Source organism: Mesorhizobium sp. M0848, from assembly GCF_040319805.1.
GTDB lineage: Bacteria > Pseudomonadota > Alphaproteobacteria > Rhizobiales > Rhizobiaceae > Mesorhizobium.
This window is the reverse complement of record NZ_JAMYOM010000031.1, coordinates 22,712-42,550: the sequence shown is the minus strand read 5'-3', so window position 1 is coordinate 42,550 and position 19,839 is coordinate 22,712. Positions and strand designations below refer to the sequence as shown.

At 64.4% G+C, this 19,839-nt stretch carries 19 protein-coding genes; 7 read left to right on the top strand and 12 right to left on the bottom strand.

All coding sequences use genetic code 11. The features are described 5' to 3' along the window. Window positions 1-164: 164 nt before the first annotated feature. Genes NKH95_RS28520 through NKH95_RS28510 form a run of 3 tightly spaced genes read left to right on the top strand, consistent with a single transcriptional unit; the run spans window position 165 to window position 1,383 of the window. Complete coding sequence (locus tag NKH95_RS28520; RefSeq protein WP_056592605.1) at window positions 165-485, top strand: ArsR/SmtB family transcription factor; 321 nt, start codon at window positions 165-167, stop codon at window positions 483-485. Then, window positions 482-964: an SRPBCC family protein gene (locus NKH95_RS28515; protein WP_128305149.1), complete on the top strand. Its 483-nt coding sequence runs from the start codon at window positions 482-484 to the stop codon at window positions 962-964. Before NKH95_RS28520 ends, NKH95_RS28515 begins: the two co-directional genes overlap by 4 nt. Before the next feature lie 2 nt (window positions 965-966). Further along, a complete protein-coding gene (locus NKH95_RS28510) occupies window positions 967-1,383 on the top strand; it encodes a GFA family protein (protein WP_128305150.1) in 417 nt (138 codons plus the stop codon). A 36-nt stretch (window positions 1,384-1,419) separates the two neighbouring features. Here the strand turns inward: NKH95_RS28510 and NKH95_RS28505 are convergent, their stop codons facing one another. From NKH95_RS28505 to NKH95_RS28480, 6 genes are all read right to left on the bottom strand, one after another. Then, entirely contained in the window at window positions 1,420-2,487 is a 1,068-nt protein-coding gene (locus NKH95_RS28505) for a D-alanine--D-alanine ligase family protein (protein WP_352893958.1), read from the bottom strand. A gap of 126 nt (window positions 2,488-2,613) precedes the next feature. Next, entirely contained in the window at window positions 2,614-3,495 is an 882-nt protein-coding gene (locus NKH95_RS28500; RefSeq protein ID WP_352673151.1) for an SMP-30/gluconolactonase/LRE family protein, read from the bottom strand. After that, entirely contained in the window at window positions 3,492-4,133 is a 642-nt protein-coding gene (locus tag NKH95_RS28495; protein ID WP_352442623.1) for a 2-dehydro-3-deoxy-6-phosphogalactonate aldolase, read from the bottom strand. Before NKH95_RS28495 ends, NKH95_RS28500 begins: the two co-directional genes overlap by 4 nt. Continuing rightward, on the bottom strand, window positions 4,130-5,089 hold the full coding sequence (locus NKH95_RS28490; RefSeq protein ID WP_352442624.1) for a 2-dehydro-3-deoxygalactonokinase: 960 nt from the start codon (window positions 5,087-5,089) through the stop codon (window positions 4,130-4,132). Before NKH95_RS28490 ends, NKH95_RS28495 begins: the two co-directional genes overlap by 4 nt. After that, a complete protein-coding gene (locus tag NKH95_RS28485) occupies window positions 5,086-5,853 on the bottom strand; it encodes an SDR family NAD(P)-dependent oxidoreductase (RefSeq protein ID WP_023814196.1) in 768 nt (255 codons plus the stop codon). The genes NKH95_RS28490 and NKH95_RS28485 overlap by 4 nt, the downstream gene beginning before the upstream one ends. 165 nt (window positions 5,854-6,018) lie before the next feature. Beyond that, window positions 6,019-7,368 carry a putative bifunctional diguanylate cyclase/phosphodiesterase gene (locus NKH95_RS28480; protein WP_352893956.1) on the bottom strand — a complete coding sequence of 450 codons (1,350 nt, stop codon included), beginning with the start codon at window positions 7,366-7,368 and terminating at the stop codon, window positions 6,019-6,021. Between the two features lie 230 nt (window positions 7,369-7,598). Between NKH95_RS28480 and gshB the strand changes: the two genes are divergently transcribed. The 4 genes from gshB (at window position 7,599) to NKH95_RS28460 (ending at window position 11,960) form a co-directional block, all read left to right on the top strand. Continuing rightward, window positions 7,599-8,543, top strand: coding sequence for a glutathione synthase (gshB, locus tag NKH95_RS28475; protein WP_352442625.1), 945 nt, complete (start codon window positions 7,599-7,601; stop codon window positions 8,541-8,543). A gap of 234 nt (window positions 8,544-8,777) precedes the next feature. Then, the gene (locus tag NKH95_RS28470; protein WP_128305158.1) at window positions 8,778-9,368 is read left to right on the top strand and encodes an NAD(P)H-dependent oxidoreductase; all 591 of its coding nucleotides are present in this window, start codon (window positions 8,778-8,780) and stop codon (window positions 9,366-9,368) included. A 243-nt stretch (window positions 9,369-9,611) separates the two neighbouring features. Next, entirely contained in the window at window positions 9,612-11,144 is a 1,533-nt protein-coding gene (locus tag NKH95_RS28465; RefSeq protein ID WP_352892722.1) for a YifB family Mg chelatase-like AAA ATPase, read from the top strand. Window positions 11,145-11,420: 276 nt separating this feature from the next. Continuing rightward, window positions 11,421-11,960 (top strand): J domain-containing protein, encoded by a 540-nt coding sequence (locus NKH95_RS28460; RefSeq protein WP_352797307.1) that lies wholly within the window; start codon window positions 11,421-11,423, stop codon window positions 11,958-11,960. Window positions 11,961-12,077: 117 nt separating this feature from the next. On the opposite strand, the gene NKH95_RS28455 is transcribed toward NKH95_RS28460, so the two are convergent. The 6 genes from NKH95_RS28455 to NKH95_RS28430 all read right to left on the bottom strand — a co-directional run bounded on the left by NKH95_RS28455 (window position 12,078) and on the right by NKH95_RS28430 (window position 19,828). After that, complete coding sequence (locus tag NKH95_RS28455; protein WP_352797310.1) at window positions 12,078-14,246, bottom strand: malate synthase G; 2,169 nt, start codon at window positions 14,244-14,246, stop codon at window positions 12,078-12,080. 98 nt (window positions 14,247-14,344) lie between these two features. Continuing rightward, entirely contained in the window at window positions 14,345-16,387 is a 2,043-nt protein-coding gene (locus NKH95_RS28450; protein WP_352893953.1) for a hydantoinase/oxoprolinase N-terminal domain-containing protein, read from the bottom strand. Between the two features lie 309 nt (window positions 16,388-16,696). Continuing rightward, on the bottom strand, window positions 16,697-17,323 hold the full coding sequence (locus NKH95_RS28445) for a CDGSH iron-sulfur domain-containing protein (protein WP_352442629.1): 627 nt from the start codon (window positions 17,321-17,323) through the stop codon (window positions 16,697-16,699). Window positions 17,324-17,438: 115 nt separating this feature from the next. After that, window positions 17,439-17,810: a hypothetical protein gene (locus NKH95_RS28440; RefSeq protein WP_023814184.1), complete on the bottom strand. Its 372-nt coding sequence runs from the start codon at window positions 17,808-17,810 to the stop codon at window positions 17,439-17,441. Between the two features lie 124 nt (window positions 17,811-17,934). Then, window positions 17,935-18,291 (bottom strand): hypothetical protein, encoded by a 357-nt coding sequence (locus NKH95_RS28435; protein ID WP_352893950.1) that lies wholly within the window; start codon window positions 18,289-18,291, stop codon window positions 17,935-17,937. 49 nt (window positions 18,292-18,340) lie between these two features. Then, window positions 18,341-19,828: a pyridoxal phosphate-dependent decarboxylase family protein gene (locus tag NKH95_RS28430; RefSeq protein ID WP_352868589.1), complete on the bottom strand. Its 1,488-nt coding sequence runs from the start codon at window positions 19,826-19,828 to the stop codon at window positions 18,341-18,343. Window positions 19,829-19,839: the final 11 nt, after the last annotated feature.

Genomic DNA, 19,839 nt, shown 5'->3' with positions numbered 1-19,839 from the left:
GCCGCTAAGCAGGGCTCCGACATCAGGTACATGGCCGGGGCGGCCCATCGCGCAATCAACGTCCGAGTCCGAATAGCCGCATCCAGTCTTGCGATGCGGGGCGAACTGTAGGTTGACATGCAGGTATTTACCTGCATATTATGCCTTACAACAGAGTGAGGCAGATGGACGCCGACAAGGTTTTCAAAGCGCTGGGCGACCCGACACGCAGAAGGCTGCTTGACCTTCTGTGCGAGCAGAACGGGCAGACGCTCGGTCAGCTTTGCGAAAACCTGGACATGGCCAGGCAATCCGCCACCCAGCACCTCGATCTGCTGGAGGCGGCCAATCTGGTGAGCACGGTCAAGCGCGGCCGCGAAAAGCTGCATTTCATCAATCCCGTGCCCTTGCACGAAGTCTACGAGCGCTGGGTACGGAAATTCGAACGGCAGCGGCTCAGCCTGCTGCACGACCTGAAGCAAGAACTCGAAGGAGAAGACCAATGACCAGGGAAACGACCAGCTTTGTCTACGTGACCTATATCCGCTCGACGCCGCAGAAGGTGTTCGAGGCCATAATCAAGCCCGATGTCGCAAAGCGCTACTGGGGTCACGAGAACGTCTCCGAATGGACGCCGGGCTCGAAATGGGAGCATATCCGCGCCAATGACGAACGGACCGTCGAACTCGTCGGCAATGTCGTCGAGGTTTCGCCGCCGACCCGCCTCGTCATCACCTGGGCGAACGCTTCGCAGGCCGACGATCCGTCAAAAACGAGCCGGGTGACGTTCGCCATCGAGGAATACGACACCATGGTGCGGCTGACCGTCAGCCATGACGAACTCGAAGCCGGTAGCGGCATGGCGAAAGGCGTCAGCCAGGGCTGGCCGGCGGTGCTGTCGAGCATGAAATCCTTCCTCGAAACCGGCAGCGGCATCGACATTTTCGCCAAGCCGAAATCAGCCCTGATCGCCGCGGGAGAATAACGATGACCAAACGCTATACCGGCGGCTGCGCATGCGGCGCGATCCGTTACGAAACCAATGACGAGCCGATCTTCCAGAACCACTGCCAGTGCAGCGATTGCCAGAAGCGCTCAGGCACCGGCCACGGATCCTACCTGACCTTCGGCCAGCGCACCGATATGGCAATTACCGGGGAGGTGAGCACCTGGCGCGTGGCGGGCGCCAGCGGCAATGAAAAAATCCACACCTTCTGTCCAACCTGCGGAACGCCGGTCTTTTTGATATCCGTCGCCATGCCGGAATTCATAGCGGTCCACGCGGCCAGCCTCGACGATCCGGAACAGTTCAGCCCGCAGATGGTGACCTACACGAGCCACGGCCATGCCTGGGACAAGATGGATCCGTCCTTGCAGGCGGCCGAGCGAATGCCTGGCGGGTAGCGTCTGCTGGTTAGCCCGCCGACACAAGGCGCACAGCTATCGGTCGACACCGGTCAGCCGGCTGGCCGCAGTTTCGGCCATGGCGTCGGCCAGATCGAGGCCCCATTGCTGGCGGCAATAGGCGCGAAAATCGAAGCAGGGCAGGCCGGGGCAAACCTCGAACTCGATGAGGTGGACGGTGTCGTCGGCCTCGACCCTGAGATCGATGGAAAACACATCGCGCAGGCCGAGCCCGCTCATCAGCCGCCCGGCGATCGCACGTATCGTGGCGTCGGCGGCCGGCTGGCTGTCGGCAACCGCAACGAGCTCCGGTTCGGCGTAATGTCCCTCCGCCTTCGCTGCCTCGCCGGTGTCGCCGTAGAGCGCCAGGCTGTCCGCCATGGTCTGGAAATCGGCGCCTGAATCGACAAAAGCCACGCCAAGCGCTTCGACCCCGGCGCCTGGCACCAGGCCGAGGAAACTGGCGCGCACGTTGCGGCCGGCGACATAGGGCTGGACGACGACATCGCCGCGATAGGCCGAAAAGACGCGCCGGCTGAGTTCCAAAGCGTGGGCGAGATCGCAACAGCGCGAATCCGGCCAGATGCCGATCTTGGCGCCGAGCCGGTTGGGCTTGACGAACCAGCCGGCGGGCGAGGCCGGCGGCTCGACCAGCCATTGGCCGTCGCGCGCAAGCCCGGCCTGCGGCACCGGCAGGCCGAGTGCGCCGAGCACGGCGCCGGAGCGGAACTTGTCCTGGCAGAGCGCGAACAGCGCATCATCTGCGCCGATCGTCTTGAAACCGCCCAATCGCGCCAGAGCGGGCGCCGCGCCGCCGCGAAAATAGGCGATGCCGTCGGTCAGCGTCCAGACCAGCGTTGTGCTGGGATGCTCGCCGGCGAGCACGCCGGTGGCCTCGTCCAGCGCCACCGGCCTGAACGACAGGCCGCGTGCCTGGCAGGCACGGCCAAGCACGTCGAATTCGGGGGCGAGGTCGGTCGACTGCGCCAGATAGGACGCGATTTCGCCGGCGCGCTGCGGTGCATGACCGTCGGCGACCAGACGGTCCAGGCAGGCCTTTTCCGGCTCATGGACGAGGATCAGTTTCGGCTTGCGGCTGGGCATGAGATGACGATCCCCGGCAGTAGGATTGCCTACCATCGCATGGTCAAGGCGTCAGGCTCTCGTGAAACCGACATGGCGCGGGCGGTTGCGTGACAACGCACCGTCCAACCGCAGAATCCAGTTCGCTCAGGCGATCAGCACGCGCGGCTCGAAGCGGCCGTTGACGGGAATGTCGAGCAGAAAGGTCATGCCGCCCTGCAGATCCAGCAGACGCTGCTTCTCATCCTTGCCCGACCAGGCGGAGGTGACCGCCAGCCGGTCGGCCTTGGCGCCGACAAAGGCCGGGCAGGACGGTTGCGTCACCGGCATGGCGACCGTGCGGACGAGCTTGCCGTCGGGTCCGTAGGCTTCGATGACGCTGCCGCCCCAGACGGCGTTCCACAGGATGCCGTCGCGGTCGAGCACGGATCCGTCAATATAGCCCTTGGCCGAGCGGTGATCGACGAACAGCTTTGGCTCACCGGCAGGCAGGCCGGTCGCCGGGTCGCAGGCGACGCGCATCAGCAGCCCGGTCGAGGTGTCGGTGTAGTAGGCGATTGCGCCATCCTCGGTAAAACAGATCGAATTGGAGACGGTGATGTCCGAAAACAGCCGGCGCAGTTCGCCTCTGAAAAACCAGTAGATCGAACCCGCACCCTTTTCCTCGCCCTTGCCCATGGTGCCCATCCACAAGGCGCCGCAGGGGTGGACCCGGGAATCGTTGGAGCGCGTAACCGGATTGCCGGCCTCGACAGGCGTGTGCAGCGTCAGTTTGCCGGTCGCGACGTCGCGCACATAAAGGCCGGTCTCGGCGGCGATAAGCTGGCGCTTGTCGTCGATGACGGCGATGGCGCTCGCCATCTGGCCAAGCTCATGGACGGTGGTCGCGCCGCCGGACAGCCGCTTTTCCAGGAGCTGGCTGTTGACGATGTCGAACCAATACAGCGTATCGGTGGCGGGATCGTAGCTCGGCCCTTCGCCGAGCTGGCAGACGTGGTCGGAAAAAACCGAAACGATCGCTTCGCTCATCCTGCTTCTCCGAACGCCGCATCCCAGGCTGTCACCGCCGCCTCGGCCCGCGCGGCCACCTCGTCGACGCTCATGCCCGGCTTGAACAGGCTGGATCCCAGTCCAAAGGCGGTAACGCCGGCCGCCTTGTAGCCGGCAAAATCTTTTTCGGAGACGCCGCCGACGGCACCGACCAGCGTCTGCGCCGGCAACACAGCGCGCATCGCTGAAATGCCGCCGGCACCCAGCACGCTCGCCGGGAAAAATTTCAGGGCTGAGGCGCCGAGCTTGATCGCCAGCAAGGCTTCGGTCGGCGTGAACACGCCGGGCATCGTCACCATGCCGTAATGCATGGCGCGCGCCATGACCTCGGCATCGATGTTGGGACTGACCAGCAGCCGCCCGCCCGCCTTGTGCAGACCATCGACATCGGCTGGCGTCAGCACTGTGCCGGCGCCGACCAGCGCCGTTTTCGGCAGCACTTGGACGATGCGGGCGATCGACGAGAACGGTTGCGGTGAGTTCAGCGGCACTTCGATCGCCTCGATGCCGGCGTCGAACAGCGCCTGGCCCATGGCCATCGCCTCGGTGGGCTTGAGCCCGCGAAGGATGGCGACCAGCCCGCGCTTGAGTTTTGGAAACGGTGCGGTCTGGCTCATCGGGCTGCTCCAATTCTAGCGATCATGCCGTTCTCACGCGCCGCCTCGACGAGACCTGCACGCACAGCCTCGTCGGCGTCGACGGCCCGAACCTCGAGGCCGGCAAGGCCAAGTGCCTCGCTGTACAGCGTTTCCAGCGCGCCGGACGCAATCAGCACCACGGGTTCGGCGCCGGCGCCATGCCGGCGGCTGGCGGAGGCGATCTCGCCGCCGATCAGAAGGCCGGACAGGCAGGCGGCGGCATCGTCGGCTTTCAAATCCTGCAGCAGGCCGGCGGCGCGGATGGAAAACAGCCGCGAGGTGACATCGCCACCATCGGCCAATGCGGTTTCGCACCAGCGGCGGAAGAACGGATTGTCCGATGTGACCGGCTTGGGTTGCTCGCCGAGCGAATGGCGCAGGATCGAATGCGCGGCAAGCACCGAAAACAGCTCGCCGGTCGGCCAGGTGCCGAAGCCGGTGACAGTACCGTCCTCGACCAGCACCCATTTCGAATGGGTGCCGGGCATGCAGACCAGCTGGCGCCCCTTGGGCGGCAGGCCGGCGCCGGCAAGCTGGGTTTCCTCGCCGCGCATGACGTCGGGCGCATCGGCCAGCCGCTGGGCAAGGCCCGGAACGATGCGGATGTCGCGGCTCTGGCCGGGCACGCTGGCAGCACCAGCAAGGATGGCGCTAAGCGGCGCCGGCACGGTGACATAGGGCGCTTCGAGCCAGCCCTGGCGGGATCCGGCCATGCCGCAGATGATGACGGGCAACGCTTGCGGCGCTCCCATGGCTGCCAGATGTCCTTCGAGAATGGTCGAAAAGCCCTTCTGCTGCGCCGTGATCAGGCCATCATCGCCACGGCGTTCGGCAAGCACCTTGCCTTGCCCGTCGATCAGCCAGACCCGCATGCGGGTCGTGCCCCAGTCGACGGCGGCGACCGCCGGTGCGTTGCCGGCAAACCCTTGGCTCACAGGAAACCTCCATCGACGACCAGCATCTGCGCGGTCAGCATGCGCGACGCGTCCGAAGCGAGGAACAGCACGGTGCCGACGATGTCGTCGGGCTGCATCACCTGCTTGATACATTGCTTGGCGACATGGGCGGCAAGCCCCTGTTCGGTCACCCAGAGCTCCTTCTGCCGCTCGGTGATCACCCAGCCAGGCGCAATGGCGTTGACGCGGATGCCGTCGACACCGAGCTTGCCGGCCAGCCCCTTGGTCAGGCCGAGGATACCGGCCTTGGCGGCCGTGTAGGATGGCATGTCAGGGTGGTTGATGAGATAGGATGTCGAGGTGAAGTTGATGATCGAACCGCCGCCGGCCCGCTTCATGCCCGGCGCCACCGCTTGCGCGGTGAAGAAATGCGGCCGCAGATTGATGGCTTGGTTGTTGTCCCAGAACTCGACCGTCACATCCTCGACGGCGTGGCGTTCATCCCAGGCGGCATTGTTGACCAGCACGGTGACATCGCCATGCGCCTCGGCGGCCTTCGCGGCGGACGCACGCAGAGCCTCGACGTCGCGCAAATCGGTCTTGAGATAGAGCGGCCGCTTGCCGAACGCCTTCTCGATGCGGTCGGCGAGGGCCGTGCTTGGGCCGTCGGCGATGTCGATGAAGGCGACATTGGCGCCCTGGCGCACAAACCCCTCGGTCAGTGCAGCACCTATTCCGGAGCCGCCGCCGGTGATCAGCACCGAGGCTCCTTCGAGGTCGGCAAAATGCGCCGATGGCATCATCGTTCCTGTCTCCCAGCGTGATCGGCGCGCATCCTAGCCACGCAAGGCGCGCGGGCAAGGGCGAACCGCCGGATTTCAGGGCTTATGTCAGACAAAACGACAATACGCCGCGCTGGACACCCGAGGTGAAGTCACCAGGATCGCAAACCGCTTCGAGATCGCCGGTCAGATCGCCTTGGCGCGCAGGGCCCCGCGGAAGGAATCACGGAGATAGCCGAGCGTGGCGTCGGCATCGACGGGCTTGCCGAACAGATAGCCTTGCCCGCCGGCACAGCCGAACTGGACGAGGCGGTCGGCCTGCGCTTCCTGCTCGATGCCTTCGGCGACGACGTCCATGCCAAGCCCCTCGCACATTGCGAGAATGGCGCGGATGATGTGTTCCGACGGCCTGTCGTCGAGAATGGAAGAGACGAAGGCACGGTCGATCTTGAGCTTGTCGAAATGGAATTCGCGCAAGCGGCCGAGCGAAGACTGGCCGGTGCCGAAATCGTCGAGCGAAACGCGGATGCCGACGCGGCGCAGATACTCGACGATCTGCGCCGCCGAGGCCGGATCGTTCATCAGGCCGGTCTCGGTGATCTCGATCTCCAGCCGGCGCGGATCGAAGCCGGTGCGATCGAGGATCGCCAGTATGTGCAGGCCGGTGTTCTGGTCGACGAGCTGCGATGGCGACAAGTTGAACGACAGGAACAGATCCTTCGGCCAGCTTCTGGCGGCCTCGGTCGCCTTGCGCAGCACCAGCTGCGACAACGGGCCGATGATGCCACGCTCCTCGGCGATGGGAATGAAGACGGTCGGCGGCACCGAGCCGAGGTCGCGATCTGTCCAGCGCGCCAGCGTCTCGAAGCCGATGGTGCGGCGCGTGTTGAGGTCGACGATGGGCTGGAAATGCGGCTCGACCTCGCCGGCCGAGACAGCCCGGCGCAGCGCCTGTTCGATGCGGGTGACGCGCTTGGCCGCCTCTTCCATCTCACGGGTGTAGACGACGACGCGGCCACGGCCGGAACGCTTGGCGTGATAGAGCGCCGTCTCGGCCTTGTTGATGAGGATCTCGGTGGTCTCGTCGCCCGAATAGAACAGCGAGCAGCCGACCGAGGCCGAAAGCCTGGCGGTGCGTTCGCCGACATCATAGGGCGCCGACAGGATCTCGATCAGCATGCGGGACTTTTCGGCCGCTGCATCCTCGCTGAACACCAGGGGATAGAGAAAGGCGAATTCGTCGGCGCCGATGCGGCAGACCGTGGAATGGCCGTCCATCGAGGCGCGCAGCCGCATCGCGACCTGGATCAGGATGTCGTCGCCGGCCTTGTGGCCGAACAGATCGTTGATCGGCTTGAAGCCGTCGAGGTCGAGAATGCCGACGGTAAAGGGCGCGGGATCGTCGGCACGATCGGCGATCAGCCGATCGACCTTGTCGAAGAAGCGGCGATGGTTGCCAAGCCCGGTCAACGGATCGGTGAATGCCAGATCCGTGCTCTCCCTGTTTGCCTGACCGGTGCCAAACGAAGTTTGCATCGGTGTCCCTGTTTTGTGACGTCGGAATTTATTTTCAGACTGGCAGCAAACCCTTTAGGAAACGTATCGCGAAATCGATTTTCCACGGGCAACCGCGACTGTTTCGAAGGATCGAGGAAAGCAGCGCATTCGGCTGTCGGGTGCCAATCCTAGGAATGTCGCGATTGGCAGACGGGCAGTGAGCCTGTACAGGCAAGACAGTCGTCCATCCGAGCCTCCGGAGACCCGCAATGAAGCTGAAAATCGCCGTCCAGATGGACCACATCTCCACCGTGTCGATCGCCGGTGACACCTCATTCGCGCTGTCGCTGGAAGCGCAGCGGCGCGGCCATGAGCTGTTCCACTACACGCCGGATCGGCTGTCGCTGCGCGACGGCAAGGTGTTTGCCCGCATCGAGGAGATGCAGGTGCGCGACGAGAAGGGCAGCCACTATTCGCTGGGCGAGAAGGTGCGCACCGATCTGTCGGAAATGGATGTCGTCCTGCTGCGCCAGGATCCGCCCTTCGACATGAACTACATCACCACCACGCACATTCTCGAACGCATCCATCCGAAGACGCTCGTGGTCAACGACCCGGCATGGGTGCGCAACAGCCCCGAAAAGATCTTCGTCACCGAATTTGCCGACCTGATGCCGGACACGCTGATCACCAAGGATCCACTCGAAGTTGCCGCCTTCCGCAAGGAATTCGGCGACATCATCATCAAGCCGCTGTACGGCAATGGCGGCGCCGGTATCTTCCACATGCTGGAGGCCGACCGCAACCTTGCCTCGCTGCTGGAAATGTTCGGCCAGATGTTCCGCGAACCCTATATCGTGCAGCGCTATCTCAAGGACGTGCGCAAGGGGGACAAGCGCATCATCCTGATCGACGGCGAGCCGGTCGGCGCTATCAACCGGGTGCCGGCCGAACACGATTCCCGCTCCAACATGCATGTCGGCGGCCGCGCCGAAAAGACCGAACTGACGGAGCGCGAACGCGAGATCTGCGCCCGCATCGGGCCCTCGCTGAAAGAGCGCGGCTTCATCCTGGTCGGTATCGACGTCATCGGCGACTACATGACCGAGATCAACGTGACCTCGCCGACCGGCGTGCGCGAGGTCAAGCGCTTCGGCGGCGCCGACATCGCCAGCCTGTTCTGGGACGCGGTCGAGGACAAGCGGCGGACGTAACCGTTTTCACTTTGTCTTAACCATGTTCCGGTTTCTGCAACCGGCCACAACCCAGCCGCGACCGGCGCGGCTGCATATTCTTGTAATGTTCCTCATTTGATCAGGCGATTGTATAAGCCCGCTGCGGATCGACACCGGCGATGGGCTTCCCTCCCCGCCACTGACCTTGCTGTTTCCACTTGGTTGCGCGACGGCTAATATGTGCGTGTAATTCGAAGCCTGAAGGCCCGCGCCATGAAAATCAATGTCGTCTACGCGCATCCACTAGCCGACAGTTACCAGGCGGCGCTCCACAAACGGGTCGTTCAGACCCTCAAAGCCAGGGGTGACGAGGTCGTTGATTTCGATCTCCATCAGATGAAGTTCGATCCTGTGATGCATGCCGAAGAAAGACATGGCCACTTTGACCCTGCCCAGGCACCCAGCGACTTGCAGGTTTACATCGACGCGTTGAGATGGGCGGAGGCATGCGTTTTCTGCTTTCCGACATGGTGGTCAGGCATGCCCGCAATCTTGAAGGGTTATTTTGATCGAGTTTGGCGACCGGGGGTGGCTTACGAGTTGCCGGCAGACGGTGGCGTGATCAAGCCGGCGCTATTGAACATCCGGCGGATGGGCGTTGTTACCACATGCGGGTCGCCGTGGTGGTATACTGAACTGTACATGCAAAACCCGGGAAGGAAGGTGCTGCTGCGCGGTCTCAAGACTATGTGCGGCCGCAACGTGAGGCACCTCTACCTGACGAGATATTCCGTCGAAAACATCTCTGATGACCAGAGGGAAATGTTCGCCCGCAAGGTGGAGCGCCTGTTCGACAAATTCTAGCCATCTATGCTCGGGTATGTCATCTTTGATGCCAGCGAGCCTTTGACGGAGCGGGCGCTCAAGCTTCCGATCAAAGCCTAGCTTATGGACGGCGCTCCTTGCCGGCAGAATTCCTCACCGTGGTGAAGCTATATGTTCTCGTAATGTTCTTGCTTAACTCCGAAATCTGTGGTTGTCTTCTTTGACTTCGCTCACACCCTGATCGCCAGGGCATGGGCGAACTACTGTCCGGGGGTACAAAAAATGGTGGCGCGGGTTCGCACGGTCGCTTTCCAAGGCATCGAGGCCGTGCCGGTCGACGTGCAGGTGATGATCGCGCCCGGCAAGGTCAACATGCACATCGTCGGCCTGGGCGACAAGGCGGTGGCCGAAAGCCGCGAGCGGGTGCAGGCCGCACTGCATGCTTCCGGCCTGTCGATGCCGTCGAAGAAGGTGACTGTCAATCTGGCGCCGGCCGACCTGCCGAAGGAAGGCAGCCACTACGACCTGCCGATCGCACTCGGCCTAATGGCCGCGCTGGGCGCCATTCCGGGCGACATGCTGGCCGGCTATGTCGTGCTTGGAGAATTGTCGCTCGACGGCACGATTGCCGCGGTCGCCGGCTCCTTGCCGGCGGCGATCGCCGCCAATGCCGAGGGCAAGGGCCTGATCTGCCCATTCGCATGCGGGCCGGAAGCGGCCTGGGCTGGAAAGGATATCGACATTCTGGCACCGCGCAGCCTGATTGCCATCGCCAATCATTTTCGTGGCACGCAGGTGCTGTCGCGCCCCGAGGCCGGCATCCACGCCGCGGCGCTGGATTTGCCCGACCTCGCCGACATCAAGGGCCAGGAGACCGCCAAGCGGGCGCTGGAAGTCGCCGCCGCCGGTGGTCATAATCTGCTTATGATCGGACCGCCTGGATCCGGCAAATCGATGCTGGCGCAGCGGCTGCCGTCGATCCTGCCGCCGCTGGCGCCGAAGGAATTGCTCGAAGTCTCGATGATCGCCTCGGTGGCGGGGGAACTCGGCGAAGGCAAGCTGACCGACCGGCGGCCGTTCCGCGCGCCGCACCACTCGGCCTCGATGGCGGCGATGGTCGGCGGCGGCATCCGCGCGCGGCCGGGCGAGGTGTCGCTGGCCCATCACGGCGTGCTGTTCCTCGACGAGTTTCCCGAGTTCACGCCGCAGACGCTCGATGCGCTGCGCCAGCCGCTGGAGACCGGCGACTGCATGATCGCGCGGGCCAACCATCGCGTCACCTATCCGGCGCGTATCCAGCTGGTGGCGGCGATGAACCCGTGCCGCTGCGGCATGGCCGGCGAGCCGGGCTATCGCTGCCTGCGCGGCGAGCGTTGCCGCACCGACTATCAGGCGCGCATTTCGGGCCCGCTGCTCGATCGCATCGATCTCAGGATCGAAGTGCCGGCGGTCTCGGCCAGCGACTTGATCCGGCCCGACCGGGCGGAGAAAAGCGCCGATGTGGCGATGCGCGTGGCACGCGCCCGCACCATCCAGCGCGAACGCTTCGAGCGGCTCGGCGCCACCCGCGCCACCACCAACGCGCATTGCTCACCGTCGATCATCGAGGAAATCGCCATGCCTGACGTCGCCGGCCTGTCGCTGCTCAAGGACGCCAGCGAAAAGCTCGCCTTTTCGGCGCGGGCCTATCACCGTGTGCTGAAGGTGGCACGGACGCTTGCCGATCTCGACGCCAGCGAAACCGTCGGCCGAATCCATCTGGCCGAAGCGATCTCCTACCGCATGAGCTCGGAGCGGATGGCGCAGGCGGCGTAGGTCACTCGCCGCCCGACAAGCCGACCTCGCCACATTGCCTTCCGCGATCACGCCATAACACCGCCTCCGCGAATCGATCATCTCCACGGTGCGGCGGACCTGATTGTCCGCTTGGCCGGCGCCCTCACCACCCAACGGCCCCACCGACCGGACGCCGGCCATTTTCTTCCTCTTCCAGAAAGCGTGGATGTCATCGGCGTCGGACCAAGGTCTTGGCCTCCGCATTGACATTCCTTATTTAGACAATGCGAATATGGTGTGGTCGGGGAGCCCGCTATGTTCATTGACTACTACGAAGTTTTGGAAGTTAGCCCGAACGCCAATTCGGAAACGTTGGAGCGCATATTTCGCTATTTTGCGATGCGCTATCATCCAGACAATCGCGAAACCGGCGATGAAGCCCGTTTCAGTGAAATCGTGGAAGCCCACAATACGCTCAAGGATCCGGTCAAACGCGCACAATACGACATCGCGTACAGAGACCATGCCGGCCTTCGCCACGAGCTGGCCGAGGAAGCCAGCAGCACCAAAGGCATCGAGCGGGATGTCGTGATCCAGGCCAGGCTGCTGTCGCTGCTTTACGCGAAGCGCCGGCACGACGTCAGCAATCCCGGGATCGGAGATGTGGAGCTCGAACGCTTGTCAGGCTGTCCGCGAGAGCATCTCGAATTTCATCTCTGGTATTTGAAAGCGAAGGGCTGGATAGCAAGAGTGGAAAACGGGACGATCGCGATTACGGTGGAAGGCGTCGATCGGGTCAACTCCGAACACCGTCGCGATCCCACCATCCGGCTCCTGGACCATACGGCTTCCTGACGCCTTGTCTGTGGCCGGAAGCAAATAGCATCCGCCGCACCAGTCGCGGACGCGCCTTCAACGCCGCTGGCGATTTCACCACCGTCGAGCGAAATACGACAAAACCGATCCGTTGCCTCAGGCTTGCTGCGCCTTCAGTTCCAGCCGCCGCGCGTGCAGCACCGGCTCGGTGTAGCCGTTGGGCTGGACGCGGCCCTTGAAGACCAGGTCACAAGCGGCCTGGAAGGCGATCGACTTGGTGAAATCGGCGGCCATGGGCTGGTAGAGTGGGTCGCCCGCGTTCTGGCGGTCGACGATGTCAGCCATGCGCTTCATCGTCGCCATCACCTGGTCCTCGCTGCACACGCCGTGGTGCAGCCAATTGGCGATGTGCTGTGAGGAAATACGCAGCGTGGCGCGGTCTTCCATCAGGCCGACATCGTTGATGTCAGGCACTTTCGAGCACCCGACGCCCTGGTCGATCCAGCGCACGACATAGCCAAGAATGCCCTGCGCGTTGTTGTCGAGTTCCTTCTGGATGTCTTCGGGCGACCAGTTCGGCCGCACCGCAACGGGCACCGACAGGATGTCGTCGAGCCTGGCCTTCGGCCGGTTCTTCAGCGCCGCCTGCACGGCGTGGACATCGACCTTGTGATAGTGCGTGGCATGCAGCGTCGCCGCCGTCGGCGACGGCACCCAGGCGGTGTTGGCACCGGCCTTGGGGTGGGCGATCTTCTCGGCCAGCATCGCCGCCATCAAATCCGGCATCGCCCACATGCCCTTACCGATCTGGGCGTGGCCGGCCAAGCCGCATTCCAGCCCGGTGTCGACATTCCACGCCTCGTAAGCGGAAATCCAGGCGGCCTGCTTCATGTCGCCCTTGCGGATCATCGGGCCGGCTTCCATCGAGGTGTGTATCTCGTCGCCGGTGCGGTCGAGGAAGCCGGTGTTGATGAACACGACGCGCTCTTTTGCGGCGCGGATCGCCTCCTTGAGGTTGACGGTGGTGCGCCGCTCCTCGTCCATGATGCCCATCTTGATGGTATTCCTGGCCATACCGAGCAGGGCCTCGACGCGGTCGAATATCTCGACGGCGAAAGCGACCTCCTCCGGCCCATGCATCTTGGGCTTCACGACATACATCGAGCCGGCGCGGGAATTGGCGCGGCGGCCGTTCGGCCCTACATCGTGCAGCGCGATCAGCGCCGTCATCGCCGCATCCATGATGCCTTCCGGAACCTCGTTGCCGTCGCGATCCAGTATCGCCGGGTTGGTCATGAGGTGGCCGACATTCCTGACCAGCATCAGCGAGCGGCCGGGCACGGTCAGCGTGCCGCCGGCGGGCGCGGTGTAGGAGCGGTCAGGATTGAGCTTGCGGACAAAACTCTTGCCGCCCTTGGTGATCTCTTCCGTCAGATCGCCCTTCATCAGGCCGAGCCAGTTGCGGTAGACGACGACCTTGTCTGGCGCATCCACCGCCGCGACCGAATCCTCGCAGTCTTGGATGGTGGTCAGCGCCGATTCCAGGATGACATCGGCGATGCCAGCCGGATCGGTGCGGCCGATCTGGTTGTTGCGGTCGATCACGATCTCGATGTGCAGGCCGTTGCGCACAAGCAGCACGGTATCGGGATTGGCGGCATCGCCACGATAGCCGACGAATTGCCTGGGGTCGGCCAGCGTCGTCGAGCCGGCGCCGGCGCTTAGCCGCAGGGCGCCTTGCGCCAATGACAGACCGTTGACCCCGGCCCATTTGCCCGAGGTGAGCGGGGCAGCCTCGTCGAGGAAGGTCTTCGTCCAGGCAACGACCTTGGCGCCGCGCGCCGGATTGAAGGCTTTGCCCTTTTCGGCGCCATCCGTTTCGGGGATGGCATCGGTGCCGTAGAGCGCATCGTAGAGCGAACCCCAGCGCGCATTGGCGGCGTTGAGCGCATAGCGCGCATTCATCACCGGCACGACCAGCTGCGGTCCGGCAACATCAGCGATTTCGGGGTCGACATTGTCGGTCGACACGCTGAAGGGCGGGCCCTCCAGAACGATATAGCCGATCTCTTTCAGGAAGCCCTTGTAGGCCTCCATGTCGACCGGCGCGCCGTGATCGCGATACCAGCCATCTACCTGTTCCTGGATGGCGTCACGCGCTGCCAGCAGCGCCCGGTTCTTCGGCGCCAAATCATGGATGATGGCCGAAAAACCGTTCCAGAAGGCGTCCGCTTCGATCTCCGTGCCCGGCAGCGCTTCCCTGGCCACGAACTCATGCAGCTCGCGGGCAATCCGCAATCCGGCGATCTCGATGCGGTCGGTCATCAGGCTACTCCAGATGAAAGGCTTTGCGGGCCTTTGGCATGTCAGGTTTGCCGGGTCAATTCAGCTTAGGGTGAAGGTGGCGTATTTCGCTGCCCCGCTCAAACCGCAATGCGCGGCCTTCCCGAGGCCACGGCCACGACATGCGCCTCGATGAACATGCGCTGGGCTTCGACGGTCGAGACCCGGAATTCGGTGGCGACGTCGATCTCGGCGCTGTCGGTGCCGGCATCCCTGGCGCGCTCCGCGACGATGGCGCGGACATCGGCCTCGGCCGCCGCGATCGCCGTCGCCTCGTCGAGGAAATCGCGCACGGTCTCGCCCGAGGCGAGACGAAACAGCCCTTCCATGGGCTGGCTGACCCGCGCCTCGGCCGATACCCTGACCTGGCCGACGACGGCGCCGAGCGCGTTGGCGACATCGGTATCCCTGGGCACCACGCAGTCATTGCCGATCAGCGGCGGCAGCCCGGCATAGTGCAGCGGCGCCGAGGCGCCGAGGCCGATGACCGGGCGGTCGAGCGCAACGCTCAGGCGGGCGATGCCGGGATGCGCGTCGACCGCGCGCTGCACCAGGGCGTGCGCCACCGTCGACGCGCCATCGAGCCCATCCTCGGCAAAGGCGGTCTCGAGGATATATTCGGCCGACCAGCGCGTCAGCGTCACCAGCACCCGTTCCGAAATCGCTTCCGGCGAAGCGGCGATGTTCTGGCCACGGCCGTCACGCTTGCGGGCGAACAGTTCGGCGCCGAGGCGCGCGGCGATGGGATCCCAGTTCGCCTGCTTGCCCAGCACATGGGCGGCGTCCGACGGGGTGAAGCCGGCGACATGCACCAGCCCGCGCGACACCAGCCGGTTCAGCGTCGCGTTCTGCGCGTTGGAACTCAAAAGCCTGTCGACGGCGAGCGGCACGGCACCGATCAGCTCGTAGAGCCTGGCTTCGGCGCCGGTCAGGCCGGCGGCGAGCCGGTCCGGCACGCCGGTGCGCACCGCGAAGCGGCCGTCCATGCGGCCGGGATTGGGCGCCCGCAGCTGGCGTTCGAGTTCGGAGGTGACAGCTGTACCGTGCGCCATGCCGGCCAGCGCCAACGGCACCAGGCGGCGCGGCCCGAGCAGGATCTTCGGGTTGAGCGCGCCATCTTCCAGCGCCACTTCGGAATCGCCGCCGAGGCCGAAGGTGCGCATGGCGACGGCCTCGACCATGGTGCGGAAGCCGCCGACGGTGGCGCCTTCCGGGTCGAGCCTGGGACGGCCGCCATCGAGCACGGCGACGTCGGTGGTGGTGCCGCCGATGTCCGACACCATGGCATTGTCGAGCCCGGTCATGTGGCGGGCGCCGACCAGGCTGGCGGCCGGGCCGGACAGGATGGTCTCGATCGGCCGCTGGCGGGCAAACGCTGCCGAAACCAGCGCACCGTCGCCGCGCACCACCATCAGCGGGGCTGCAATGTTGCGCGCCTGGAGAAAGCCTTCGGTTGCCGCCACCAGCCGGTCGATCATTGAGATCAGCCTGGCGTTGAGCAGAGTGGTGAGTGCCCGGCGCGGGCCGCCGAGCTTGGCCGACAGCTCGTGGCTCGATGTGACCGGCAGGCCTGTCTTTTCGCGGATCAACTCGCGGGCGGCGATCTCATGCGCCGGATTGCGGGTGGCAAAATAGGCGCAGACGGCAAAGCCGGACACCGAGGCGCCGAGTTCCGGCAACGCCGCCTCCAGTCCAGACAGATCGAGCTTGGCGGCATTGCCGTGCACATCGTGGCCGCCCGGACAAAAAACCACCGGATCGGTGCCGAGCGCGGCCTTCAGCCCGTCGCGGGCGAGGTCGCCCTCGGAAAAGCCGATCATCACCAGCGCGACGCGGCCGCCCTGGCCCTCGACAAGCGCGTTGGTGGCAAGCGTCGTCGACATCGACACCAGCTTGATATCAGCCGGATCGGTTCCCGCTTTCTGCAGCACCGCGTCGACGGCGCCGGAAATACCCACGGCAAGATCATGCCTGGTGGTCAGCGCCTTGGCCTTGGCCACCACCTTGCCTTTGTTCGGCCCCTCTTGCGGGCCTTCCGTCTCAGACCACAACACGGCGTCGGTATAGGTGCCGCCGGTGTCGATCCCGAGGAACAGCGGCTTTGGCTTGGTCTTGGCTGTCATCTTTTTGGCGGCGGTCCGGGTGGCAATTTATTTGTCCCTGCCCTTAGCCGATACGGAACGGACGATAAAGCCGCGAGCGCTGGGCCACGGTAGGTAGGTTGGTGGTGGTGAACAAGCGAGGTCGGCGGGACAGCACCCCCCTCTGCCCTGCCAGGCATCTCCCCCGCAAGGGGGGAGATCGGATGTCATCCCCGCTTTCGCCATCTTCAATGCCGAAAAGGGCGCCGCCGGCGGAAACTGCCAATCTCCCCCCTTGCGGGGGAGATGTCCGGCAGGACAGAGGGGGTGCTGTCCCGCCGGCCAAAACAGCTACCCCACAAACCCCACCTTCTTGTGCGTACCATCGCAGAACGGCTTGTTGGCGGAATGGCCGCAGCGGCAGAGGAAGGCGCGTTGGGTACGGTCGACCGTATGGCCGGTTCCGGTGACGATCTCGAGATTGCCCTCGAGCTTGAGCGGGCCATTGGTGGTCGGCGTCACTTTCAGCGGACCATTCCTCGCTTCGAGCGCCAGCGTGTCCTTCAGCGGTGGCTCGCCGGTGGCGGCAAAACCTGACTTGTTGTGGCTACCGTCGCAGAACGGCTTGTTTTCCGAGGCGCCGCAGCGGCAGAGCGTGGCACGATAAGAAGTCTCGCCGTCGAGCACGATCCCGGCGTGTACCGCCAGCGGGCCGTTTTCGCGCAGCCGCACGGTGTTGACCACCGGCGGCTGCTCCTGCGGCCCGCCATCCTTCCTGATGTAGGTGATGGCGCCCGAGGGGCAGCTTTCGGCGATGGCAACGATCTTCTCGACGCTGGCCGCCTCGGGATGGATCCATTGGCCCGGCGCGTTGGGCACGAAGACATTCGGATCGCCGAGCACGCAGTTGCGCGAATGGATGCAACGCTTGCCGGAAAACCCGACGTCGATCTTGTCGCTTTCGACCATGCCGGCCATAGCTGAGCTCCTTTTGCCTGAAGCGCGTCGCGTCTGAACAGTTCGAGGCGGCGCGCGCTGGGTATTTGCACAGGCCATGGCTTCCGGCCCGAAGACCGTCAAGCTGGCAAACCGGTCAGGGGACCAGCTCGATCTCCTCGGTCTCGCCGCCGTTGCAGGTGTAGCAGCAATCTTCGCATTTTTCCGTGTTGCCTGGACCGACGCCCCAATAGGTGCCCTCATCGCCATCGACCCAGGCGCCGTAGCAGATCGATTCGCCCGCGTTGCAGGATATCGGCAGCTGCTTGGTCTCGCCGTCGTCGAGGACGTAGTCCTTGTCCTCGCCCGGCCAGACATAGTCGCGATCCTGGCTGTAGAGCTCGACGCGCATGGCGTTCGGGTGGCTGTTCTTGATGGCGAAGGTGACATCGTCGGCTTGCGCCGCCGACGCAACCAGCATGACGAAGGACAGCGCGGCCAGCATGCGGCGCGCATAGGCATGAAACATGATAACCCCCGAACAAGCGGCCCACCCGGCCGCGGGGCGACCATTGCATGCAGCGCTGAATCGCGGAAGTGGACCGGACGGGCCGATCCCCGACTTAATTTGGGTCCAACGAAACTTCCGCGCTCTACGGCACCAGATCGATCGTCTCGGTGGAATGTTCCACGCAGATGAAGCAGCAGGTGTCGCAGGGCTGGTCATTGTCCGGCCCGACGCCGGCGGAGATGCTGTCATTGCCGTCGGCCCAGGCGCCGTAGCAGATATGTTCGCCCTGATTGCAGGACAGCGGCACGGATTTCTGCGACTCGGGTTCGATCAGGAACACCTTGTCATTGCCCGGCCAGACCGTCTCACGATCGCGGCTGAACAGCTCGACCGCGACAGATTCCTTGCGCAGGTTCTTGACGAAGAAGGCCATGTCGGCGGCCTGCGCCGAGGCGGTGAAGACCAGCGCTGCCAGTGCAACCATACGAAACAGCGTCACGGCCTGGATCTCCCGAATCATCGCGGCAGAATCGCATGCCTGCCCGTAACTAGGAAGGCGCGGAACCCTGCGTTGCGATCTCGCGCCCCAGTCGCACTGTTTCCCGCACCAGAAGATCGAGATCCTCGCGCCGTGTGCGGTGGTTGGTGATCGCCACCCGCAGCCAATGCTCGCCATGCACCGTAGTGTCGGACAGTGCCGCAATACCCTGTTCCTGCAACCGCAGCATGATCTCCATGTTGAGCGCCTTCAGAGCCTCGCCTGTCAGACCGGGCTGATAGCGGAAGCAGACGATGTTGACGGTCGGCGATGCCGCCAGCTGCAACCGCGGCGCGGCCTCGATCAAGCCGGCAAGATAAACGGCCTGGGCAATGTTCTGGTCGATCAGGCGGCCGAATTTTTCGACGCCATGCTGCTTCAGCGCCATCCACACCTTCAGCGCGCGAAAACCGCGCGACGTCTGCAGGCCGTAGTCGTGCAACCATTCGCCGGAAGCGAGGCCGCGCGGCGTCGATTCCAGATATTCCGGCGTCACAGCGAAGGCCCCGCGATGCGCGGCGGCATCCCTGACCAGGGCGCAGCCGACTTCGAACGGCGCGTGCAGCCATTTGTGGGGATCGAGCGCGACCGAATCCGCCCGTTCGATGCCGGCGACGCGATGGGCATTTTCAGGCGCAATCGCGATCAGCGCGCCGATGCAGCCGTCGACATGGAACCAGAGGTCTTCCTCATGTGCCAGCTTCGCAAGCGCCTGCAAATCGTCGATCGCCCCGGTGTTGACCGTGCCGGCCGTACCGATGACGCAGGCCGGTTTGAACCCTGCCCTGCGGTCCTCGGTGATCGCCGCACGCAAGGCAGCGATATCGATGCGCAGCCCGGCATCGGTCGGTATGCGGCGCAGTGCCCGGTTGCCGAGGCCGAGTGCCTCCATCGCCTTGCGGTGGCACGAGTGGATCTGCTCCGAGCCGTAGAAGCGCAGCGGCTTTTCGATGGCGGCGACACCGTGCTCACGCACGTCGATGCCGGCCTTGACGTTGCGCGCCACGGTCAGCCCTATGATGTTGGCCATCGAGCCGCCGCTGACCAGCGTGCCGCCGGCAGAAGCTGGAAAGCCCAGCATCTCCTTGCACCAGTTCACCACCTGGCTGTCCATCAGCCCGGCGGCGTGGTTGCCGCCGCCGAGGTTCGAGCCCTGGATAGCCGCCAGGAAATCGCCGAGCGCGCCGGTGAAGTTGCTCGACCCCATATACCAGGACCAGAAGCGCGGATGGATATTGCCCATCGGATAGGACATCACCGTGCGGGACACCTCGGCATAGACAGCATCCAGCGGCGCCGGGGAGCGCGGCAGCGGCGCCGAGAAGGCCTCTCTCACATCGGCCGGCATCTCCCGCCAGACCGGGCGGTCGCGCACATCGCGGAGATAATCGACCGCATCGTCGATGACCCGGTGCGACAGGGCCTGCACATCGGCCCAGTCCAGGGGATCGAGCGTTTCCTCGGCCACCAGGCCGGGGTTTTCTTGCATGGCGTCCATGACGGATCTCC

What these genes read in the sequence shown, in the direction of transcription:
- NKH95_RS28520 (WP_056592605.1), top strand. Translation starts at nt 165, where the DNA reads ATGGACGCCGACAAGGTTTTCAAAGCGCTGGGCGACCCGACACGCAGA.
- gshB (WP_352442625.1), top strand. Translation starts at nt 7,599, where the DNA reads ATGAAGCTGAAAATCGCCGTCCAGATGGACCACATCTCCACCGTGTCG.
- NKH95_RS28505 (WP_352893958.1), bottom strand. Translation starts at nt 2,487, where the DNA reads ATGCCCAGCCGCAAGCCGAAACTGATCCTCGTCCATGAGCCGGAAAAG.
- NKH95_RS28515 (WP_128305149.1), top strand. Translation starts at nt 482, where the DNA reads ATGACCAGGGAAACGACCAGCTTTGTCTACGTGACCTATATCCGCTCG.
- NKH95_RS28485 (WP_023814196.1), bottom strand. Translation starts at nt 5,853, where the DNA reads ATGATGCCATCGGCGCATTTTGCCGACCTCGAAGGAGCCTCGGTGCTG.
- NKH95_RS28445 (WP_352442629.1), bottom strand. Translation starts at nt 17,323, where the DNA reads ATGGCCGGCATGGTCGAAAGCGACAAGATCGACGTCGGGTTTTCCGGC.
- NKH95_RS28480 (WP_352893956.1), bottom strand. Translation starts at nt 7,368, where the DNA reads ATGCAAACTTCGTTTGGCACCGGTCAGGCAAACAGGGAGAGCACGGAT.
- NKH95_RS28440 (WP_023814184.1), bottom strand. Translation starts at nt 17,810, where the DNA reads ATGTTTCATGCCTATGCGCGCCGCATGCTGGCCGCGCTGTCCTTCGTC.
- NKH95_RS28455 (WP_352797310.1), bottom strand. Translation starts at nt 14,246, where the DNA reads ATGACCGACCGCATCGAGATCGCCGGATTGCGGATTGCCCGCGAGCTG.
- NKH95_RS28470 (WP_128305158.1), top strand. Translation starts at nt 8,778, where the DNA reads ATGAAAATCAATGTCGTCTACGCGCATCCACTAGCCGACAGTTACCAG.
- NKH95_RS28465 (WP_352892722.1), top strand. Translation starts at nt 9,612, where the DNA reads ATGGTGGCGCGGGTTCGCACGGTCGCTTTCCAAGGCATCGAGGCCGTG.
- NKH95_RS28460 (WP_352797307.1), top strand. Translation starts at nt 11,421, where the DNA reads ATGTTCATTGACTACTACGAAGTTTTGGAAGTTAGCCCGAACGCCAAT.
- NKH95_RS28500 (WP_352673151.1), bottom strand. Translation starts at nt 3,495, where the DNA reads ATGAGCGAAGCGATCGTTTCGGTTTTTTCCGACCACGTCTGCCAGCTC.
- NKH95_RS28495 (WP_352442623.1), bottom strand. Translation starts at nt 4,133, where the DNA reads ATGAGCCAGACCGCACCGTTTCCAAAACTCAAGCGCGGGCTGGTCGCC.
- NKH95_RS28430 (WP_352868589.1), bottom strand. Translation starts at nt 19,828, where the DNA reads ATGGACGCCATGCAAGAAAACCCCGGCCTGGTGGCCGAGGAAACGCTC.
- NKH95_RS28450 (WP_352893953.1), bottom strand. Translation starts at nt 16,387, where the DNA reads ATGACAGCCAAGACCAAGCCAAAGCCGCTGTTCCTCGGGATCGACACC.
- NKH95_RS28510 (WP_128305150.1), top strand. Translation starts at nt 967, where the DNA reads ATGACCAAACGCTATACCGGCGGCTGCGCATGCGGCGCGATCCGTTAC.